The following is a 19,356-nucleotide window of genomic DNA, read 5'->3' as shown; positions in this document are numbered from 1 at the left end:
GGCCCTACGGGCTTTGCGTTGGCCCGTCAACTGCAAGAACCCGGCCTGACCATTGTTAGCGCACTGAACTCTTTGCGCCAGCAACGACATTGCGGATGCATGGTCCAGGATCGACGTTTCCAGTGCCAATCAGGCATAACGTCCATTGTGCCGTTGGTCACAGCGCTCTCCTGGCCGTCGATGTGAGCAAGCGCATGGCCGGTCGCCGCGGCGGCGACGAGCGTCGCCAGCGCCGAGCCGCAGGCGATCTCACCCACGGGGAATCCGCCGAGGTGGGCGGTGACGATCGGCCAGGCGGGGTCGCGATCTCGCCTGGCCAGGTCGAGGCAGTGCAGGCAGGCGGTCTCGCCGGGACGCACCAGGGGGCCGACGGAGCCGTGCCCCTCGAAGGCGGCGACCAGGAGGTGCGGAATCCGCATGGTGACCAGCTCGGAGACCAGGATCGCGTCGAGCGGGCCGACGGGGGCGAGGACGACGAGGTCGGGCCGCTGGGAACCGTCACACAGGTGGGGCGCGCCGGCCACCGCCTCGACCGAAGGCCCGCCGTCGACGGCCGGCCACGCCTCCCGCCGCCGCCTGGTGGAAGCCGCACCGGAGGCGCGCTCGGAGGCGCGCCCGGAAGCACGGTCGGAGGCGCGGTCGGAGGCCGCGCCCGCGCCACGGCCGGACGCTCGGCCGGACGGGCGTGGGGCCGGGCCGCCGGAGACCTCGGAGCAGCCGCAGGAACGGTCGCCGGAAGCCGAGAGACCGGAGCCGCCCGCCGTGATCCTGCGGGCCACCGCGACCGCGCCCTCCTCCCGGGGCGCCCCCAGCTCCGCCCACCCCAGCCCTCCGGGAACCAGATCCTCCGCCCTCGCCGGAGCCGGATCGACCACCCGCACCTGGCCCACCCCGGACGCCGCCAGCAGCGCCACCACCTGGGCGCCCACCCGCCCGGCCCCGTAGACGCGCACCCGAGCCTCCCGCCTGCGGCGCATCGTCTCGAGGCCGCCCCCAGGAATCGTCGAAGCCAGGTCGAGCGCGTCGAGTTCCGGCCGCAGCCGGTCGCGTTCGGCGAGCGACAGCCTGGCCAGCGTCGCGGGACGAACCGCCGCGTCGTCGAGCACGCCCCGAGCCGTGAGCGTGTCGAGCAACGACCTGGCGCCCTCCTCGGACAGCCCCGCCCCGGACGCCTCCCTCATGACCTGGGCGATCTCCCTGGTGCCGTCGAGGCGGTCGATCCACTGCCGCACGGACGGCGCGAGCTCGCTCACCAGGACCGCCCTGCGAGGGTGGACGCCGAACTGGAGCGTGCGCTCGTCACGGAGGATCCTGCGCAGCGCGGGTTTCACACGTGGCCTCATGGCGCGCCAGGTTTCCACGCGCGCGGCGATCGGGAGGGCTTTCGCTCGGGGCTGTGGATAACTCGGACGCGGCGGCGGGGGCGGCTGTGGATACTCTCTCGACCATGAACGAGCTCATGGTCGACAGGCAGGACGACGGCGTCGTCCTGCTCACCCTCAACCGCCCCGACCGCCGCAACTCCATGACCGACGGCATGACCGCCCAGTGGGCCGAAACGATCAGGGAGCTGGCGTCGGACCGGCAGGCGCGCTGCCTGGTCGTCACCGGCGCGGGCACGGCCTTCTCCTCGGGGGGCGACCTGTCCTGGCTGGCCGACAGGGGAGAGGAGGAGGTCCCCGCCCTGCGCGACCGCATGCTCGCCTTCTACCGCACCTGGCTGTCGATCACCGAGCTGGAGATCCCCACCATCGCCGCCGTCAACGGCCCCGCCGTCGGCGCTGGTCTGTGCGTGGCGCTCGCCTGCGACCTCGTCTACGCCGCCGACGATGCGAAACTCCTGGCGCCCTTCACCTCGCTCGGACTGCACCCAGGGATGGCCGCCACCTATCTGCTGCCGAGCAGAGGCGGGATCAACCTCGCCAGGGAGTTGCTCCTCACCGGTAGAACGATCAGGGGAGAGGAGGCCGCGAGAGAAGGGCTCATCAACCGCTCCTACGCGCGAGAGGAGCTCCTGGAGAAAACTCTGGAGATCGCCGGAAGCGTCGCGGCGAACGCGCCCATCGCGACGCGGCTGACCAAAATCGCGCTCAAGAGTGCACACAATGACCTTGAAGAAGCGCTCAAATGGGAGTCGCTGGCCCAGCCGGTGACGATGACCTCGAAGGACATGCTTGAGGGCCTCACCGCGCATCGGGAAAGGCGAGTGCCCAAATTCACCGGCTCTTAATCATGCTGACCAGCGAAAACAGGGGCTCACCCCCTGTGGAATTCCGTCAGTGTCGGCTAACGTGCATATGTGCCCCCCGAGAGAGTCGAGGTTCGTCGAAGTTCTCGTCGCCGGCGTACGGTCTCCGCGTACCGCGACGGCGACAAGACGATCGTGCTCCTGCCCGCCTGGCTGAGCGGCGAGGACGCGGATGAATGGGTGAGCCGGATGCTCGACCGGCTGGCCGCCAAGGAACAACGCCGGCGCCCCACCGACGAAGGCCTGCTGGAACGGGCCAACGAACTGTCGGCGAAATACCTGTACGGCAAGGCTCAGCCGATCAGTGTCCGCTGGGTCGACAACCAGCAGCACCGATGGGGGTCATGCACCCCCGACAGCGGCACGATCAGAATCTCGACCCGCCTCAAGGGGCTCCCCGAGTGGGTCATCAACTACGTCATCATTCACGAGCTCGTGCACCTGCTGGTGCCCAGTCACGGCCCTGATTTCTGGGCTCTGGTCGAACAGTATCCCAAGGCGGAGCGGGCGCGCGGCTACCTTGAAGGATTCTCTGCCGCGGCCAGCAACCCTCCGGAGGAGTGTTGACCCGTGTTGTCGCGGTTCTGGTACGGCAATGCATGGCGAATGCCGCGCCAGGAGATCCACGCGAGTTCCTCGAAGCCATAGTCGAGGACACCTATGAGATGGTCGCGGGCCTCGAACTCGTCACGCCCGTCCTCGCCACCAGCGTTCCCGATTTGGATCATCTCTTGTGGCCGGGCACGGACATTATCGCGATTAAAGAGCACACGCCGCTGAAGGACATCTTCGCCGCCATTAATGCCGACCAGGCCGCGATAGTGAGCGGCGACGCGCCCGACCTGCCGCCCCTGCTGATCGGAAAGCTCTTCCGCGAACTCGGCAGGGCCGAGCTGACGGTCTGTCCCTCGGAGGACGGCGGCGCCGTCGCCATGGCGGCGAAGCTGCCCTTCCCCGGCTGGGCCGACCCCGATCTCGACGCCCAGGACCCGGTGAAGGAGTTGCGGGCGCAGGCCCCTGGCCGCCGCATGGTGGCCACCACGCCGGGCTGGCACAGGGTGCGCACCTCCGCCGACCTCGACCGCCTCGACCCCGGCCTGGAGGGCTGGGAGAACACCAGGGCGGTGCTGGGCGCTACGGCACGGTGAGGCTGGCGAAGACCGCGCGGTGATCGGTGCCCGGCACGGTGTGCACGCTGACCTCGCGCACCCCCACCCGCGAGTCGACCAGCACGTGGTCGATCGTGATGATCGGCGGAATCCTCTTGTTGGCCGGCCACGTCGGGACCAGCCCCTGGCCGACCTCGTCCGCCGCGTCCTTGTAGCCGCGCCCGAGCAACTCGCGCATCGCCGCGTGGTCGAGGCTGGCGTTGAAGTCGCCCGCCAGCACGCGCACGGGATCGGCCGAGGCCGAGGGCAGCGCGCGCAGCGCGGCGTTCCAGTCGTGGACAAGGGGGCCGAGCGGCGGATAGGGATGCACGTTCACGATCTGCACGGGTCTGCCGCCCGGCAGCGCGAGCAGCCCCACCGGCATGTGATGGCCGCGCTGCGGCACCACGTTGTCCAGCCGGGTCAGCGGATACCTGGCGTACAGGCCGCTGCCGCCCGCGCTGTACTCGTCCTCCAGCACCCTGTGGGGCAGCAGGTTCTTCAGCCCCGCCGCGTCGAGGCGCCCGACGGCGTCGGGGGTGAGCTCCTGGGTGGACAGCACGTCAGGGTCGAACCGCCTGACCAGCTCCATGATCGCGCCGGTGTCCGCCCTGCCGAACAGCAGGTTGACGGTGAGCACCTTGAGCGGCCTGCCCGTGGCGGTGTCCGCCGTACCGAAGGCTCGGGGGAGCACGCTGAACCCCAGGGCGGCGCTCGTGACCAGGGCCACCGCGGCGGCAGGGCGGTTGCGCGCCGCCATGGCGACCAGGAGCGAGACCAGGGAGCCCGCGGCGGCGTACGGCGTGGCCGTCATGAGCTGCGTCGTGAGCGACCCGCGCTCGAGCCCGCCGATCCTGGCCGCCGCCCACACGGCGAACGGGGAGACCGCCATCCAGGCGAGCGCCTTCACAGGGAACCTGCGGCGAGCGGGCGTCACAATGGTGCCACCGACAGTCTCCACATATCCCTCCTGCGAAGGGACTCTAGCCAAGCGAGCGTGAGCCCGAGGTGAGAACCTCGCGGCCCCTGCGGGCCAGCAGCCTGGTGGCCTCGTCCGACAGCTCAGGGATCTCCTCGACGGGGAACCAGCGCAGGTCGAGCGACTCGTCGCTCATGACGGCCTCGGCGCCGGCGGGCGCGACGGCCGCGTACTCCACGTCGAGATGCCAGCTGTGCGGGGGATGGCACCAGACCTTGTGCCTGTCGAGCGCGAGCGGCCCTGGCAGCAGCCTGAGGCCGGAGATCCCCGACTCCTCGGTGGCCTCGCGCAGGGCGACGCCGGCCAGCGAGCCGTCGGACCGCTCGCAGTGGCCGCCCATCGGCAGCCACATGCCCGCCTTCGGGTGCAGCGTCAGCAGCACCTGGGCGCCGTCGTGCGAGAGCACGGCGGTCGTGGCCGTGAGGTGACCGGGCGCGCACGAGCGCAGCATGGCGTCGGGATGGGTGCGCAGATGCTGAAGGAACTCTTCACGCAGCGCCTCCTCCTCCGCGGTTGGCGCCGTCCATCCGGCCAGGACGGCGACCGCGTCGCGGTGAAGGGTCAATCCTCGCCGTCCTCGAGCTTGGAGATGTCCCACGCCGTGTCGCCCTTGACGAAGGTGTCGGGGGCGTCGAGGTCGTCGGCCGTCGGCATGAGGTCGGGGTGACCCCAGACCGCGTCGCGCCCGTCGATGCCGCGATCGGCCTCGAGCGCCTGCCACAGCGCGGCGGCCTCACGCAGCCGCCTGGGCCTCAGCTCCAGGCCGACCAGCGTGCCGAAGGTCGTCTCCGCGGGACCGCCGGTCGCCCGGCGGCGCCGTACGGTCTCTGCCAGAGCGCCCGCCGACGGCAGCTTGCCTTCGGCGGCGGCGTCGACCACGGTGCCGACCCAGCCCTCGACCAGCGCGAGCATGGTCTCGAGGCGGGCCAGGGCGGACTTCTGCCGCTCGGTCTCCTCGGGCTTGAGCAGGCCGCCGCCGCTCAGCGCCTCCTGGAGCGCCTCGGGATTGCTGATGTCGAGGCCACGGATCTGCTCCTCCAGGGCGGAGGTGTCGACCGTGATGCCCTTGGCGTACTCCTCGACCGCGCCGAGCAGGTGCCCGCGCAGCCATGGGACATGCTGGAACAGCCGGTGGTGGGCCGCCTCGCGCAGCGCCAGGTAGAGCCTGATCTCCTCGGCGGGCAGCTCGAGGCCCTCGCTGAAGGAGGCCACGCCGCCGGGCAGGAGCGCCGCGGTGTCGGACAGCGGCAGGCCGATGTCGGTGGTGCCGACCACCTCGCGGGCGAGCGAGCCGAGGGCCTGGCCGATCTGCTGGCCGACCATCATCCCGCCCATCTGCTTCATCATGCCCATGAGCGGGCCGAGCTGGGCGGCCATCTGCTGCGCCTCGGGCGGCAGGCTGCCGCCGCCGAGGGCGCCGCCCATGGTCTCGACCATGCGCTCGGCGATCGGCTCGCACAGCTTGCGCCAGACGGGGACCGTGTTCTCGATCCACTCGGAACGGCTCCACGCCTGCGGGTTCGACACCCCACTGGGCAGCGCGGTCGCCTCGTTGAGCCAGAGGTCGGCGAGCTGGAGCGCGTCGACGATCTGGCGGCGTTCGCCCTCCATCACGCTGGGATCGCCCTCGGCGACCACCGCGTGGCGGGCGATGTTCTTGGCCATGTCCCAGTTGACAGGGCCTGAGCCCTGCGGCGCCGACAGCATGTCGGCGAACTGCCGCATCGCCTGAGCCATCTGCTCAGGATTGCCGAACATGGCGAACGGGTTGTCGTTGGGGTCGTTTTCGCGACCTGGCAGGTCAGTCACCGCTCTACCTCGTGCAGGATGGAGGAGTCCACATCCGCCACGTTAGTCGTCCTACGGCGGATCAGTGCAAAGTGAGGACCTGGTGCCTACCTCGAAACGCCCGCGCCAACCAGTCGTCGCCGTCACCGGCGCGTCCTCAGGCATCGGCCGCGAGCTCGTCGCGAAGCTCGCCACCAACGCGGATTTCCGCAGGGTGGTGGCCATCGACGAGCAGCGCGGCGACGTCCAGGACGTCACCTGGAGAGTGATCGACGTACGGGATCCGCTCTTGGCGAACCGCATCTCCGACATCGACGTCCTGGTCCATCTCGCCGGTGACTACGCGCTCGACTCCGACCCCGGCGAGCGGCGCGCCTACAACCTGCGCGCCGCGCAGACGGTCCTGACCGCCAGCGCCGCCGCGCGCGTGCGGCGTGTCGTGCTGGTCACGAGCGCCATGGTGTACGGCGCCGCGCCCGAGAACGACGTCCCGCTCCCGGAGGACTCCGCGGTCGCCGCCGAGCCCGACACCGGCGTGGTGGGCGACTACCTGGAGATCGAGGCGCTGGTCCGCAGGGCCGCCCGCAGCCACCCGGGGCTCGAGGTCACCGTCGTACGGCCCGCCGCGATCGTCGGCCCCGGCATCGACACGGTCATCACCAGGCACTTCGAGTCGCCGAGGCTGCTGACGGTGAAGGGCTGCACGCCGCGGTGGCAGTTCTGCCATGTCGACGACCTGCTCTCGGCGCTGGAGCTGGCGGCCAGGGGAGTGGTCACCGGCGTGGTGGCGGTCGGCTCCGAGGGCTGGCTCGAGCAGGAGCAGGTGGAGGAGCTGTCCGGGATACGCGGTTTCGAGTTGCCCGCCGGCCTCACGTTCGGCACGGCGCAGCGACTCCACAGGCTCGGCATCACCCCCGCCCCCGCGACGGACCTCCACTACGTCGTCTACCCGTGGGTGGTCGACTGCGCGAACCTGCGCGAGGCGGGATGGAAGCCCGCGTGGAGCAACGAGGCCGCCCTCGAGCAGCTGCTCGAGCTGCGCGAGAACAGGACGACCGTGGTCGGCAGGCGCCTGCCTGTCAAGGAGGCCACGCTCACCGCGGCCGGCGCGACGGTCGCCGTCATCGGCACCGCCGCGATCGTCAGGCAGGTACGCAAGAAGCGTAGGCTTTGACCGTGATTCGGTTGCTGGACATTCGCGACACGCCGCTCTCCGTCGAGGAGGTGTTCGCCGCGGTGGGCTCCCACGCGGCGGGCGGCACCACCCTGTTCGTCGGCACCGTCCGCGAGCAGGATCACGGCAAGGCCGTGACGAAGCTGTCCTACTCGGCCCACCCGAGCGCGATCGACGAGCTGCGGCGCGTGGCGGAGAAGGTCGCGGCCGACTTCCCCGTGACGGCGCTCGCCGCCGTCCACAGGGTCGGTGACCTGGAGCTCGGCGACATCGCGGTGATCGTCGCGGTCGCCTGCCCGCACAGGGGAGAGGCCTTCGAGGCCTCCCGCAGGCTGATCGACGATCTCAAGTCCCAGGTTCCGATCTGGAAACACCAGGTGTTCGCCGACGGGTCGACCGAGTGGGTCGGCGCCTGCGAATAAGCTCAGCACATGTCACGACGTGCACTCACCCTGTTGGTCGCGGGCTTCCTGGTGCTCGCGCTGGGCATCACAGGAGCGGTGATCAACGTGCCGTACGTCGTGCTGCGGCCCGGCCCCACCGAGAACACGATCGGCGAGGTCGACAAGAAGCCGGTCATCTCGATCGACGGGCGGAAGACCTACCCCACGAGTGGCATGCTCAGCCTGGTCACCGTCTCCTACCAGGGCGGCCCCGCCGCCAGACCCGACCTGCTGACCGCCCTGCGCGGCTGGGTCGACCCGACCTCGGCGGTCGTGCCCGAAGACTCGATCTTCCCTCGCACCCAGACCGCCGAAGAGGTCGAGCAGGAGAACACCGCGGAGATGACCAACTCCCAGGACAACGCGACGGCCGCGGCCCTGACCGAGATGAAGATCCACTACACGATGGTGCCCACGGTCCTGTCGGTGGAGAAGTCCGCCCCCGCGTCGGGCAAGCTCAAGCCCGCTGACGAGATCCGCGCCGTCGACGGCAGCGCCGTCAGCACCGTCGAGGAGGTCTCGGCCGCCGTCAAGGCGCGCAAGCCGGGCGACGAGATCGCCTTCTCCGTCTCGAGGAACGGCCAGGAGGAGTCGGTCACCGTCAAGGCGGCCGCCTCCAAGCAGGGCACCGCGATGGTGGGCATCGTCATGCAGGCCAAGTACAAGTTCCCCTTCAAGGTCACCATCAACGTCGGCGACGTCGGCGGCCCTAGCGCAGGCATGATGTTCGCCCTCGGCATCATCGACAAGCTCACGCCCGGCCAGATCACCGGCGGCAAGGCGATCGCGGGCACCGGCACCATCACCCCCGAGGGCAAGGTCGGGGCCATCGGCGGCATCGCGCAGAAGATGGTCGGGGCCAGGGACGCGGGCGCCACCGTCTTCCTCACCCCCGCCGACAACTGCGCCGAGGCGATGAAGGCCGCCCCCGACGGCCTCCGCCTGGTGAAAGCCGACACGCTCCACGGAGCGGTCCAGGCGCTCGACGCGATCAGGACAGGCAAGGGAGAGGTGCCCGCCTGCACGGCCGGGTGAACTTTCCCCGCTCCCCATTCGTTAGCCGTACCGGCATCCTTCGTCAGCCGAGCCGGGCCGGTGTAGGTTGCCAACCACGGACCGTTTGCACATCACGACGAGGGGTTGGCCTTGGCATTCCGGACCCCAGGACCCGGTCGGGGGATGCGCCTGCCCCGCCGACCGCGACTGCTTCTTCCTGTCGCGATCGCCCTGGTGGCGATCGTCGCATTCTTCTTCTTGTTCTCGGGCATCTACACCGACTACCTCTGGTTCGACTCCGTCAGGGCCACCTCCGTCTTCTCCGGGGTGCTGCTCACTGAGATCGGGCTGTTCGTGGTCGGCGCGCTGCTCATGGCCGGCATCGTCGGCGGCAACATGCTGCTGGCCTTCAGGATGCGGCCGATGTTCGGGCCCGCGATGTTCGGCGGCGGCAGTGGCGCCGACCGCTACAGGCTGGCGCTCGATCCCCACCGCAAGCTGATCTTCATCATCGGCATGGCCGTGCTCGCGCTCTTCGCGGGCTCGTCGTTCGCCGGGCAGTGGAAGACCTGGCTGGCGTTCATCAACGGCACGCCGTTCAACAAGACGGACGAGCTGTTCAAGTGGGACATCTCGTTCTTCATGTTCGACTACCCGTTCATCAGGATGGTGCTGAACTTCCTGTTCACCGCGGTGATCCTCGCGATCATCATGGCGGCGATCACGCACTACCTGTACGGCGGGTTCAGGCTGCAGTCGCCCGGCGTCCACGCCTCGCGCGCGGCGCGCGTGCACCTGTCGGTCCTGCTGGGCGTCTTCGTCCTGCTGAAGGCCGTCGCCTACTGGATCGACCGCTACGGCCTGGTCTTCTCCGACCGCGGCTTCGTCCACGGCGCCTCCTACACCGACGTCAGCGCCGTCCTGCCGGCCAAGACCATCCTCGCGATCATCGCGCTGATCTGCGCCGCGCTCTTCTTCGCCGGCGTCATCCGTCCGGGCGGCATGCTCCCGGGCGTCTCGTTCGGCCTGCTGGTCCTGTCGGCGATCCTGATCGGCGGCGTCTACCCCGCCCTGGTCGAGCAGTTCCAGGTTAAGCCGAACCAGCAGCAGCGTGAGGCCGCCTACATCGGGCGCAACATCGCCGCGACCAGAGACGCGTACGGCGTGGCCGACAGCGAGGTCATCGACTACACCGCGCAGTCCGACCCCAGCAAGGTCACCGCCGACGGCGACGTCTCGGTCTCGGGCGTGCGGCTGCTCGACCCCAACCTGGTCGCCAAGACCTACCAGCAGAAGCAGCGCATCCGAGGCTTCTACGACTTCCCCACCCAGCTCGACGTCGACCGCTACAAGGACAACGGGGCCCCGCTGCCTCGCGACCACGTCGTGGCCGTCCGCGAGCTGACGGGCCCGCCCTCGCAGCAGAACAACTGGATCAACAAGCACCTCGTCTACACGCACGGCTACGGCTTCGTGGCGGCGCCGGGCAACGAGGTCGACTCCGAGGGCCTGCCCAACTTCGACGCCAAGGACATGCCGGTCACCGGCGCCCTGGGCCAGAAGATCAAGGAGCCGCGCGTCTACTTCGGCGAGCAGATGGCCACCGAGTACGTCATCGCGGGAGCGCCGAACGCCAAGCCCGGCCAGGGCCAGGAGCTCGACTTCCCCGAGAGCGGCGGCACCGGCCAGGCCAACACCACCTACGCGGGAGAGGGCGGCGTGCGCGTCGGCTCGTTCTTCAACAGGCTGGTGTACGCGGCCAAGTACGGCGAGATCAACATGCTGCTGTCTGGCGACATCAACGACAGCTCGAAGATCCTCTACGAGCGCGACCCGCGTGACCGCGTCGCCAAGGTGGCGCCGTTCCTGCAGCTCGACGCCAACCCGTACCCGGCGATCGTCGACGGGCGCATCACCTGGATCGTCGACGGCTACACGATGTCCAACGACTACCCGTACTCACAGAGCAAGTCGCTGCTGTCGATGACCGAGGACACCGCGACCGTCCGCGGCGTCGCCCCGCAGCAGCCGCGCGACCAGATCAACTACATCCGCAACGCGGTCAAGGCCACGGTCGACGCCTACGACGGCACGGTCACGCTCTACGCCTGGGACCCCAGCGACCCGCTGCTGCAGACCTGGCAGAAGGCCTTCCCCGGCGTCATCCAGCCGAAGTCCAAGATGAGCCAGGACCTCAAGGACCACATCCGCTACCCCGAGGACCTGTTCAAGGTGCAGCGCGACATCCTGTCGCAGTACCACATCGAGAACCCCAACGCCTTCTACAGCGGCCAGGACTTCTGGAACGTCCCCTTCGACCCCTCCCAGGGCGACAAGGACGTCAAGCAGCCGCCGTACTACCTGACCACCACGATGCCGAAGCAGCAGCCGTCGTTCTCGCTGACGACGACGTTCGTGCCGCGCCAGGGCCCCAACCTGGCGGCGTTCATGGCGGTCGACGCGACCGACGGCCCGGGGTACGGCAAGCTGCGCATCCTGCGCATGCCGTCCAACACCTCGATCCCCGGTCCCGGACAGGCGCAGAACAACTTCCAGAACAAGTTCTCGGGCGAGCTCAACCTGCTCGGCCTGGGCAACGCCACAGTCCGCTACGGCAACCTGCTGACGCTGCCCTTCGCCGACGGCCTGGTCTACATCGAGCCCGTCTACGTCCAGACCGCCGCGGCCGCGGGTCAGGAGCCCTTCCCGATCCTGAGGAGGGTCCTGGTCGCCTACGGCAGCACGGTCGGCTCGGGCGACACGCTGAAGGACGCGCTGTCCAAGGTGTTCAGCGGCAAGGCCGCCGAGCAGCCGACGACAGGCCAGCCGCAGACGGGCGAACAGCCCGCCGCCACCGGCGCCACGGCCAAGCTGATCAGCGACGCCCAGAAGGCCTACGACGACGCCAACAAGGCGCTGTCGACCTCGCCGCCCGACTGGGTGAAGTACGGCGAGGCGCAGAAGCGCCTGCAGGACGCGCTCAACGCCCTGGGCCGCACCTCTGCCGTCCAGCCCTCGGCGACCCCGACGGCTCCGGCCACCACGCCGCCCGCCACCCCGTCACCGACGCCTTCGGGCACCGTTTCACCCACGCCATCCGCTACGCCGTCTTCTTGATTTGCACGACTCCCGCGTCACCTATAGTCTTTAGACACACACCGACGCGGGGTGGAGCAGTTCGGTAGCTCGCTGGGCTCATAACCCAGAGGTCGCAGGTTCAAATCCTGCCCCCGCTACCAATGAAAAGACCCTCAGGGATTATCCCTGGGGGTCTTTTTCTTGTGCCCTGGGCCTGTCGCCCCTGGTCCGAAGGGCGGGCCGTGGACCAGAGGCCGCCGGACGGCCCGTCGGGCTAGGCCGTACGGCGGGCCAGGAGGTGGGCATGGGGGAAGCCCCGCAGGCGGTCCTCGCCCGGAGCGCAGACCAGCCTGGCCACCTCGGTGAGCCCGGCCTTGAGCAGCAGCTCGGCCACCCGATCGGGCGAGTACCGGTAGGCGAGGGAGACCTTGTGGTCGAACGCCTCCGCCAGCTCGGAGGGATGGTCGTAGCCCTGGAAAGCGACCAGCAGGAGGCCACCGGGCGCCAGCACACGGTGGAACTCGGCGAGCGTGACGGGGAGGCGCTCCGGCGGGGTGTGGATGATGGAGTAGTTGGCCAGAACCCCCGCCAGGGAGGCGTCCTCCACGTCCAGGGCCTCCATCCGTCCCACCTCGAAGCGGAGGCCGGGATGGGCGTCGCGGGCGATCGCGATCATCTCGGGTGACAGATCGACGCCGAAGGCCGTGACGCCGAGCGAGCCCAGGTGCGCGGTGACGTGGCCGGGGCCGCATCCCACGTCCGCCACCAGCCCGTCACCCGCGCCCCTGACGAGCTCGGCGAAGACGGAGATCATCGCGTGGTCGAGCGGGTTGGAGAGGAAGGTCTGGCTGACGAGCTCGACGTAGAGGGCGGCGGAGGCGTCGTAGGCGGCGCGCGTGGCGACGAGGAAGTCCGGCTCTGTCATGACTGGACATCGTAGGGCCTCCATGACCGGGTGGGCACAGCTCAGGTTCGGCGACGGTGACAGGGCCCCCGTGGCGCGGATTCCGCGGAACGCGGTCGGGGGAGGCATCAGCACCGACGAGCTGTGCGAGCGCCTCGACCGCTCCGCTACGGACGATCCTGGGGAGCGAACGTCACGTTGCGCGCGTAGTGCCTGAACCCGATCGACTCGTAGGTCGCCCGCGCCGACGGATAGTCGTCGTCCCCTCTGGCGCAGACCCGTGCGGCCCGTGCGCCGAGCTGCCTGGCCGCGTGGAGCGCACCGAGGACGGCCGCTGTGGCCAGCCCCCGCCGGCGATGCCCGGGATCGGTGCCGACGGGCTCCAGCACCGCGACCTGGTTGACCTCGTCGAGCCACACGAGACAGAAGGCCACAGGCTCGCCCTCCTCGCTCTCCACCAGCCAGTCGAGTTCAGGCCTGTACGGCCAGGCCGCCATCACCTGCAGGTAGCTCTCGGCGGTGACGCGGGAAGGGGAGAAGGCGGCAGCGTGGACGGCGGCGCGCGCACCCGCGTCACGCTCGTCGCGCACCGCCCGCAGCGTGTAGCCGGCAGGCAGCGAGGGAGAGGGCAGGTCGGCCAGGTCACGGGCCAGATGGACGAAGAACGGGCCGCCGGTGCGCTGCTCGTAACCCCGCCGCAGCAGGACGTCGGCCAACTCCTTCTCCGCGTCGAGCAGCGTGACAGTGCTCTTGCCCGACCAGCTCAGGATCTCGTCGGCCAGCGCGAGGTGGGCGGGGTCGAGCTGCAGATCGAGCTTGCCTGACTCGTCCGCCCACGCCCAGGCCACCGGCTGACCGTCGAGCTCCCACAGCGCGGTGCGCCATTCCGGTTCGCGGCCGACGTGCTGGAAGCGCCGCCAGGCCAGTTCACCGAGGTGCCAGCGGCTGACCTGCGACCAGAGCCGCTGGGCCAGCGTCTGCATCTCGCGCAGGTCGGCCGGTCCCCGGTAGTCCTTCCTGAGATATCGAGGCATCCGGCGAAACTATCCCGAACGCCACAGGGGCGCATGCCGGACGCGCGTCAGGGGGCGGCCCTCTCAGCGGCGGCCCATGGATCAGGCGCGGCCGTCCCTGTCGTGCTTCAGTGCCAGCCGTACCGCGAAATAGACGATCAGGAACTGGAGCAGGGCGCTGATGAGCCACGAAAGAAGTGGATCCACAGCCCGAGTGTGACGGCTTATGTGCCGATATTCCATGGTTGCCGAAAAGCCAGTCTGATGATTACATCATTACATGATCGTGGAGTACATCCGCTACCGCGTCCCCGACGCGGACGGCTTCGAGGACGCCTACAGGCGGGCGGTGGTGCCCCTGGGCAACTCGCCCGAGTGCCTGACCTACGAGCTGTCCCGCTGCGTGGACGAGCCCGAGTGCTACATCCTGCGCATCGAATGGACCTCGGCAGAGGGTCATCTGGAGGGTTTCAGGAAGAGCGCACACTTCCAGGAGTTCTTCGCCGAGATCAAGCCCTTCGTCTCCCACATCGAGGAGATGCGCCACTACGAGCAGGTCATCACCAAGACCGAGCCGACGCTGTTCGAGTGGGCGGGCGGCGCCGAGGCGCTCGAGCGGCTGACCGCGACCTTCTACGACCTGGTGAGGAAGGACGACCTCGTCGGGCCGCTGTTCGCGGGCATGGACCCGGGCCATCCCCGCTATGTGGCGATGTGGCTCGGCGAGGTCTTCGGCGGCCCCGCCGCCTACACGCGCGAGCGCGGCGGCCACACGCACATGGTCTCCAAGCACCTCGGCAAGGGCATCACCGAGCAGCAGCGCCGCCGATGGGTGAGCCTGCTCATGGACGCCGCCGACGAGGTCGGCCTGCCCTCCGACGCGGAGTTCAGAGCGGCGTTCGCCGGCTACGTCGAGTGGGGCACCAGGCTGGCCCTCTACTTCTCAGGCCCGAACGCCAGGGCGCCGAAGGAGGAGCCCGTGCCCAGGTGGGGCTGGGGGGTGGCGCCGCCGTACAAGCCATAGTCTTGACGGCATGGGCAGGGGGAGGTTGCGGGTCTATCTGGGCGCGGCCCCCGGAGTAGGAAAGACCTACGCCATGCTGGGCGAAGGTCGCAGGGCACTGCAGCGGGGCAGGGACGTCGTGGTGGGGTTCGTGGAGACCCACGGCCGTCCGCGCACCGACGAGCAGCTCGAAGGGCTGGAAGTCCTCCCCCGTCGCACGCTGCTCCACAGGGGCGTCGCCTTCACCGAACTGGACGTCGAGGCGGTCGTCGCGAGGAAGCCGAAGATCGCGCTGATCGACGAGCTGGCCCACACCAACGTCCCCGGCTCGGCGAACGACAAGCGCTGGCAGGACGTCGAGGAGATCCTCGACGCGGGCATCGACGTGATCTCCACCGTGAACGTCCAGCACCTCGAGTCGCTCAACGACGTCGTCGAACGGATCACGGGCCTGCCCCAGCGCGAGACCGTCCCCGACGACGTCGTACGGCGGGCCGACCAGATCGAGCTGGTCGACATGTCGCCAGAGGCGCTGCGCCGCCGCCTGGCCCACGGCAACGTCTACGCCCCCGAGAGCGTCGACGCCGCGCTGTCCAACTACTTCCGCGTCGGCAACCTGACCGCCCTGCGCGAGCTGGCCCTGCTGTGGCTGGCGGGCAAGGTCGACGAGCAGCTCGACCGCTACCGGTCCGACCACGGCATCGCCGGCACCTGGGAGGCGCGTGAGCGGGTGGTCGTGGCGCTGACCGGCGGCCCCGAGGGCGACACGCTCGTACGGCGGGCCGCCCGCATCGCCGGCAGGACCAAGGGCGCCGACCTGCTGGCCGTCCACGTGACCAGGGCGGACGGCCTGGCGAGCAGCGCCGATCCGGCCAGCCTCGCCAGGCAGCGCACGCTCGTGGAGAGCCTCGGCGGTACCTACCACCAGGTCGTCGGCGAGGACATCCCGCGCGCCCTGCTCGACTTCGCCCGCGGCGTCAACGCCACCCAGCTCGTCATCGGCGCCTCACGCAGGGGCAGGCTCGCGCAGATCTTCGCCCGCGGCGTGGGGGTCACCACCATGGCGCAGTCCGACTCGATCGACGTGCACATGGTCACCCACGAGGCGATCCGCAAGGGCCTCACCAGGCCCGCGTCCCCCAGGGCCGCCCTCACCCGAGGGCGCAGGATCGCGGGCTGGGCGATGGCGCTGCTGGCGATGCCCCTGCTGACCATGGCGCTGCTGCCGTTCAGACGAGACCTGACGCTGCCCAGCGAGATCCTGCTGTTCCTGCTGCTGGTCGTCGCGGTGGCGCTGGTCGGCGGGATGTGGCCGGCGCTCACCGCGGCCGTCTTCGGGTTCGCGCTGCTCAACTGGTTCTTCACCGCGCCCGTGCACACGCTGACGATCTCCGCGCCGGAGAACCTGCTCGCCCTGGTCATCTTCGTGCTGGTCGCGGCCATGGTGAGCACCGTCGTCGACCTGGCGGCGCGCCGTACGAGGGAGGCGTCCAGGTCGAGCGCCGACGCGGAGGTGCTCTCCACGCTGGCAGGCCAGGTGCTGAGAGGCGAGCCGCTGCTCGAAAGGTTGCGCGAGATCTACGGCCTGACCTCGGTCACGCTGCTGGAGCGCGCTGGGGAGGAGTGGCGGATCGTCGCGATGGCGGGCGGGCCGCCGTGCACCGAGCCAGGAGCCGGCGACACCGACGTGACGATCGACGAGGACCTGGTGCTGGCCGTACGGGGAAGGCTGCTGGACGCCGCCGACCGGCGGGTGCTCGAGGCGTTCGCAGCCGAGGCCGCGGTGGCGCTGCGCCAGCAGCGGTTGCGCGAGGAGGCCGCGCTGGCGCGGCCCCTGGCGGAGGCGGACAGGATGCGTACGGCGCTGCTCGCGGCGGTCAGCCACGACCTGCGTACGCCGCTGGCCTCGGCGATGGCGGCGGTCGAGAGCCTGCGCAGCAGCGAGATCGACTGGAGCCCCTCCGACAGGGAGGAGCTGCTCGCCACGGCGGGCGAGTCCCTGGTCAAGCTGCACAGGCTGGTGGAGAACCTGCTCGACATGAGCAGGCTGCAGGCGGGCGTCCTCGGGCTCGCGCTGCAGCCCGTGGCACTGGAGGAGATCATTCCCCGGGTGCTCGACGACGCGGGATCCCACGCGAGGGCGGACTTCTCCGTCGAGCTGCCCGAGGTGATGGCCGACCCCGTCCTGCTCGAAAGGGTGCTGGCCAACCTGGTGGGCAACGGCGTCAGGTACAGCCCCGTGCTGGTCACGGCCAGCGAGCACGCCGACCGCGTTGAGATCCGCGTCATCGACAGGGGGCCGGGGATCCCGCCCGAGGACCATCAGCGGGTCTTCCAGCCGTTCCAGCGGCTGGGCGACCGCGACAACCACGCGGGCGTCGGTCTGGGGCTGGCGCTGTCGCGCGGGCTGACCGAGGCGATGGGCGGCACCCTGGTGCCGGAGGAGACGCCAGGAGGAGGGCTCACCATGATCGTGTCCCTGAGGACCGCCGCATGACCCGCGTGCTGGTGGTCGACGACGAGCCGCAGATCCTGCGCGCGCTGCGGATCAACCTGGTCGCCAGGGAGTACGAGGTCGCGGTGGCGGAGGACGGCAACGCCGCCCTGCGCCAGGCCGCCGGCTGGCACCCCGACCTGGTCATCCTCGATCTCGGCCTGCCCGACCTCGACGGTGTCGAGGTCATCCACGGCCTGCGCGGCTGGACCAGCGTGCCCATCATCGTCCTGTCGGGCAGGGAGGGCAGCGCGGACAAGGTGGCCGCCCTGGACGCCGGCGCCGACGACTACGTCACCAAGCCCTTCGGCATCGACGAACTCCTGGCGCGCATCCGCGCGGTCACCCGCAGGACCAACCAGCACGAGGCCGAACCGGCCACCGTACGCATCGGCGACCACGTGGTGGACCTGGCGACCAAGACGATCTCCGGCGGGGTACGGCTGACGCCCACCGAGTGGCACTTCCTGGAGCTCCTGCTACGCAACCCCGGCAAGCTCATCAGCCAGCGGCAGGTGCTGACCGAGGTGTGGGGCAGCGCGTACCTGAAGGAGACGAACTACCTGCGGCAGTACATGGCCCAGCTCAGGCGCAAGCTCGAGCGCGACCCCGCGCGCCCGGATCACCTGCTCACCGAGCCAGGCATGGGCTACAGGTTCCAGCCCTAGCCCTAGGGCTCCTCGGTGCAGGACGTCGGCTCCGCCAGAGGATCGGGGTGGGCGTCGGTCTCCCGCTTGTCCTCTTCGTTCATCCAGTGAAAGATCCCCCGGGTGGCCTCGTCATCGATCTCGTCGATGTGGTGCCGCTCGGGATATCTGTCCCTGTACATGGCGATCCAGGATTCCTGCACGTCATCGCCCATATCCAGGGAAACTTCGTACGGTTGATCACTCATGGGACCCACAATACCCGCATGGGCGTTTCTAGGCTCAGTGCCCGATTTTCGGCGTCACGCAGTACGGCGGAGCATCGAGGAGGTCTTGTGGGCGGCCCACCCGGCGAGCAGGACACCGAAGGCCACCTGGGTCACGCGCACCCAGTCGGGGGTGGGCTCGACGGCGAAGAGCACCACGCCCGTCCAGAGCAGGCTGAATCCTCCAACGAGGGCGACTGCCGCCCAGTTTCCTACCTTCTGCCACATCTGAGCAGTCTCGCAGGCGGCGATCCAAGGACGGGTATGCGCTCGGTCGTCATCTCGGCAGCGTGCGGCTGCTCCCGACGCACCTGCGCAGGCGTAGGCCCGTCCGCTTGGGAGCCGTCGGCTGGTCGAGCGCCGCGAGCAACGCGGCGGCGGCGCGCGCGTCGGACAGGATGCGCTGGACGCTCTCGTCGTCTGCGGGCAGCTGACCGTGCTCGGCCAGCTCGTGCCGCAGGAAGACCAGAGGCTCCGGCGCCCCCGCGGCCTCGGCCGCGGCCGTCGCGCGGGCCGCGGTGAGCAGGCGAAGGTAGTAGGTGCGCAACGCGGCCTCGCGCATGCGGACCTGCTCCAGGTCGTCGAGCAGGTCGCTGGCGATCCGCAGCAGCTCGCCGGCGTGGTTGGTCTCGTCGGCGATGGCGGCGCGGATGTCGTCGAACTCCGAGCGGGGCATGACAGGCACCTCCACGGGCGCAGTGAGCTCGTGCCTACTTCGTACAGGCCAGCGATTGCGGATGACTTGCCAACTGGTTGCGAGAGGGGAAGGTTTGAAGCATCGGAGGGGAGGGAATGACCAACTGATCGCCTGAGTGGCCCCATGTGGTCCGGGAGTCCTGCTAGAGTTTCTGTCGCTGGCCCGCCCGCAGGGGCATGGGTCCGGCAAACCCCACTTCCTGATCCACTGTCCGGTTGGTTCGCACCTGTCCGGATCGCTGGTAAGTTTGAGGGGTTGCCCCGGAAACGGGCGTCGGAATTCCCGATGATTTCTCGGAAAGAGTCAATTTGACTCCGACCGGGGGGGCTGAAAGAATAAAGACATAACGAAGCGAGTGCCACCGGGTGGGTGACGGTGAATGCGTCCGTTTCTTGAGAACTCAACAGTGTGTTAAAAGCCAGTGCATGATGCACAACCCCGTCCATTGGACGGATTCCTTTGGTTGGAACATTCATGT

At 69.5% G+C, this 19,356-nt stretch carries 19 protein-coding genes and 1 tRNA gene; 11 read left to right on the top strand and 9 right to left on the bottom strand.

Annotated elements, in window-relative coordinates:
- Nucleotides 1–26: 26 nt before the first annotated feature.
- On the bottom strand, nt 27–1,343 hold the full coding sequence (locus ABFX50_RS09045; RefSeq protein WP_346144960.1) for a thiamine biosynthesis protein ThiF: 1,317 nt from the start codon (nt 1,341–1,343) through the stop codon (nt 27–29).
- Nucleotides 1,344–1,447: 104 nt separating this feature from the next.
- On the opposite strand from ABFX50_RS09045, the gene ABFX50_RS09040 reads away from it, so the two are divergent.
- The 3 genes from ABFX50_RS09040 to ABFX50_RS09030 all read left to right on the top strand — a co-directional run bounded on the left by ABFX50_RS09040 (nt 1,448) and on the right by ABFX50_RS09030 (nt 3,396).
- The gene (locus ABFX50_RS09040) at nt 1,448–2,230 is read left to right on the top strand and encodes an enoyl-CoA hydratase/isomerase family protein (RefSeq protein WP_344843782.1); all 783 of its coding nucleotides are present in this window, start codon (nt 1,448–1,450) and stop codon (nt 2,228–2,230) included.
- 153 nt (nt 2,231–2,383) lie between these two features.
- Nucleotides 2,384–2,815, top strand: coding sequence for a M48 metallopeptidase family protein (locus tag ABFX50_RS09035; RefSeq protein ID WP_312895816.1), 432 nt, complete (start codon nt 2,384–2,386; stop codon nt 2,813–2,815).
- Nucleotides 2,812–3,396 carry a hypothetical protein gene (locus tag ABFX50_RS09030; protein ID WP_346144958.1) on the top strand — a complete coding sequence of 195 codons (585 nt, stop codon included), beginning with the start codon at nt 2,812–2,814 and terminating at the stop codon, nt 3,394–3,396. The genes ABFX50_RS09035 and ABFX50_RS09030 overlap by 4 nt, the downstream gene beginning before the upstream one ends.
- Here the strand turns inward: ABFX50_RS09030 and ABFX50_RS09025 are convergent.
- Genes ABFX50_RS09025 through ABFX50_RS09015 form a run of 3 tightly spaced genes read right to left on the bottom strand, consistent with a single transcriptional unit; the run spans nt 3,383 to nt 6,184 of the window.
- Nucleotides 3,383–4,357, bottom strand: coding sequence for an endonuclease/exonuclease/phosphatase family protein (locus ABFX50_RS09025; protein WP_346144956.1), 975 nt, complete (start codon nt 4,355–4,357; stop codon nt 3,383–3,385). The two genes, ABFX50_RS09030 and ABFX50_RS09025, sit on opposite strands and share 14 nt — an antisense overlap.
- A gap of 22 nt (nt 4,358–4,379) precedes the next feature.
- A complete protein-coding gene (locus tag ABFX50_RS09020) occupies nt 4,380–4,940 on the bottom strand; it encodes an NUDIX hydrolase (protein ID WP_346144954.1) in 561 nt (186 codons plus the stop codon).
- On the bottom strand, nt 4,937–6,184 hold the full coding sequence (locus tag ABFX50_RS09015; RefSeq protein ID WP_346144952.1) for a zinc-dependent metalloprotease: 1,248 nt from the start codon (nt 6,182–6,184) through the stop codon (nt 4,937–4,939). The genes ABFX50_RS09020 and ABFX50_RS09015 overlap by 4 nt, the downstream gene beginning before the upstream one ends.
- Before the next feature lie 79 nt (nt 6,185–6,263).
- Between ABFX50_RS09015 and ABFX50_RS09010 the strand changes: the two genes are divergently transcribed.
- The 5 genes from ABFX50_RS09010 (at nt 6,264) to ABFX50_RS08990 (ending at nt 12,015) form a co-directional block, all read left to right on the top strand.
- Nucleotides 6,264–7,337, top strand: coding sequence for an NAD-dependent epimerase/dehydratase family protein (locus tag ABFX50_RS09010; protein ID WP_183660427.1), 1,074 nt, complete (start codon nt 6,264–6,266; stop codon nt 7,335–7,337).
- The gene (locus ABFX50_RS09005; protein ID WP_346144950.1) at nt 7,334–7,759 is read left to right on the top strand and encodes a molybdenum cofactor biosynthesis protein MoaE; all 426 of its coding nucleotides are present in this window, start codon (nt 7,334–7,336) and stop codon (nt 7,757–7,759) included. Before ABFX50_RS09010 ends, ABFX50_RS09005 begins: the two co-directional genes overlap by 4 nt.
- A gap of 9 nt (nt 7,760–7,768) precedes the next feature.
- Nucleotides 7,769–8,815, top strand: a complete 1,047-nt coding sequence (locus tag ABFX50_RS09000; protein WP_183655758.1) for a YlbL family protein — start codon at nt 7,769–7,771, stop codon at nt 8,813–8,815.
- Between the two features lie 144 nt (nt 8,816–8,959).
- Nucleotides 8,960–11,893: a UPF0182 family membrane protein gene (locus ABFX50_RS08995; protein WP_346144948.1), complete on the top strand. Its 2,934-nt coding sequence runs from the start codon at nt 8,960–8,962 to the stop codon at nt 11,891–11,893.
- 45 nt (nt 11,894–11,938) lie between these two features.
- Nucleotides 11,939–12,015: transfer RNA gene (locus tag ABFX50_RS08990), tRNA-Met, on the top strand.
- Between the two features lie 113 nt (nt 12,016–12,128).
- Here the strand turns inward: ABFX50_RS08990 and ABFX50_RS08985 are convergent.
- Together ABFX50_RS08985 and ABFX50_RS08980 are read right to left on the bottom strand one after the other, a co-directional pair.
- Nucleotides 12,129–12,779, bottom strand: coding sequence for a class I SAM-dependent methyltransferase (locus ABFX50_RS08985; RefSeq protein ID WP_346144946.1), 651 nt, complete (start codon nt 12,777–12,779; stop codon nt 12,129–12,131).
- Nucleotides 12,780–12,925: 146 nt separating this feature from the next.
- Nucleotides 12,926–13,792 (bottom strand): GNAT family N-acetyltransferase, encoded by an 867-nt coding sequence (locus ABFX50_RS08980; RefSeq protein ID WP_346144944.1) that lies wholly within the window; start codon nt 13,790–13,792, stop codon nt 12,926–12,928.
- Between the two features lie 259 nt (nt 13,793–14,051).
- Between ABFX50_RS08980 and ABFX50_RS08975 the strand changes: the two genes are divergently transcribed.
- Genes ABFX50_RS08975 through ABFX50_RS08965 form a run of 3 tightly spaced genes read left to right on the top strand, consistent with a single transcriptional unit; the run spans nt 14,052 to nt 17,936 of the window.
- Nucleotides 14,052–14,795, top strand: a complete 744-nt coding sequence (locus ABFX50_RS08975) for a group II truncated hemoglobin (protein WP_346144942.1) — start codon at nt 14,052–14,054, stop codon at nt 14,793–14,795.
- Between the two features lie 10 nt (nt 14,796–14,805).
- The gene (locus tag ABFX50_RS08970; RefSeq protein ID WP_346144940.1) at nt 14,806–17,271 is read left to right on the top strand and encodes a DUF4118 domain-containing protein; all 2,466 of its coding nucleotides are present in this window, start codon (nt 14,806–14,808) and stop codon (nt 17,269–17,271) included.
- Nucleotides 17,268–17,936 (top strand): response regulator, encoded by a 669-nt coding sequence (locus tag ABFX50_RS08965; RefSeq protein WP_346144938.1) that lies wholly within the window; start codon nt 17,268–17,270, stop codon nt 17,934–17,936. The genes ABFX50_RS08970 and ABFX50_RS08965 overlap by 4 nt, the downstream gene beginning before the upstream one ends.
- A 2-nt stretch (nt 17,937–17,938) precedes the next feature.
- Here ABFX50_RS08965 and ABFX50_RS08960 read toward each other — a convergent pair whose 3' ends face one another.
- Genes ABFX50_RS08960 through ABFX50_RS08950 form a run of 3 tightly spaced genes read right to left on the bottom strand, consistent with a single transcriptional unit; the run spans nt 17,939 to nt 18,857 of the window.
- Entirely contained in the window at nt 17,939–18,163 is a 225-nt protein-coding gene (locus ABFX50_RS08960; RefSeq protein ID WP_183655776.1) for a hypothetical protein, read from the bottom strand.
- A gap of 54 nt (nt 18,164–18,217) precedes the next feature.
- Nucleotides 18,218–18,409, bottom strand: coding sequence for a hypothetical protein (locus ABFX50_RS08955; protein ID WP_346144935.1), 192 nt, complete (start codon nt 18,407–18,409; stop codon nt 18,218–18,220).
- Nucleotides 18,410–18,458: 49 nt separating this feature from the next.
- Nucleotides 18,459–18,857 (bottom strand): hypothetical protein, encoded by a 399-nt coding sequence (locus ABFX50_RS08950; RefSeq protein ID WP_346144934.1) that lies wholly within the window; start codon nt 18,855–18,857, stop codon nt 18,459–18,461.
- Between the last annotated feature and the right edge of the window lie 499 nt (nt 18,858–19,356).

It is taken from the genome of Nonomuraea recticatena (assembly GCF_039533245.1).
GTDB classification, from domain to species: Bacteria; Actinomycetota; Actinomycetes; order Streptosporangiales; family Streptosporangiaceae; genus Nonomuraea; species Nonomuraea roseola.
Note: the sequence above shows the minus strand (reverse complement) of the source record. Positions and strands in the feature narration are given on the sequence as shown.

What these genes read in the sequence shown, in the direction of transcription:
- ABFX50_RS09045 (WP_346144960.1), bottom strand. Translation starts at nt 1,343, where the DNA reads ATGAGGCCACGTGTGAAACCCGCGCTGCGCAGGATCCTCCGTGACGAG.
- ABFX50_RS09040 (WP_344843782.1), top strand. Translation starts at nt 1,448, where the DNA reads ATGAACGAGCTCATGGTCGACAGGCAGGACGACGGCGTCGTCCTGCTC.
- ABFX50_RS09000 (WP_183655758.1), top strand. Translation starts at nt 7,769, where the DNA reads ATGTCACGACGTGCACTCACCCTGTTGGTCGCGGGCTTCCTGGTGCTC.
- ABFX50_RS08995 (WP_346144948.1), top strand. Translation starts at nt 8,960, where the DNA reads ATGCGCCTGCCCCGCCGACCGCGACTGCTTCTTCCTGTCGCGATCGCC.
- ABFX50_RS08985 (WP_346144946.1), bottom strand. Translation starts at nt 12,779, where the DNA reads ATGACAGAGCCGGACTTCCTCGTCGCCACGCGCGCCGCCTACGACGCC.
- ABFX50_RS08980 (WP_346144944.1), bottom strand. Translation starts at nt 13,792, where the DNA reads ATGCCTCGATATCTCAGGAAGGACTACCGGGGACCGGCCGACCTGCGC.
- ABFX50_RS08975 (WP_346144942.1), top strand. Translation starts at nt 14,052, where the DNA reads ATGATCGTGGAGTACATCCGCTACCGCGTCCCCGACGCGGACGGCTTC.
- ABFX50_RS08970 (WP_346144940.1), top strand. Translation starts at nt 14,806, where the DNA reads ATGGGCAGGGGGAGGTTGCGGGTCTATCTGGGCGCGGCCCCCGGAGTA.
- ABFX50_RS08965 (WP_346144938.1), top strand. Translation starts at nt 17,268, where the DNA reads ATGACCCGCGTGCTGGTGGTCGACGACGAGCCGCAGATCCTGCGCGCG.
- ABFX50_RS08960 (WP_183655776.1), bottom strand. Translation starts at nt 18,163, where the DNA reads ATGAGTGATCAACCGTACGAAGTTTCCCTGGATATGGGCGATGACGTG.
- ABFX50_RS08955 (WP_346144935.1), bottom strand. Translation starts at nt 18,409, where the DNA reads ATGTGGCAGAAGGTAGGAAACTGGGCGGCAGTCGCCCTCGTTGGAGGA.
- ABFX50_RS08950 (WP_346144934.1), bottom strand. Translation starts at nt 18,857, where the DNA reads ATGCCCCGCTCGGAGTTCGACGACATCCGCGCCGCCATCGCCGACGAG.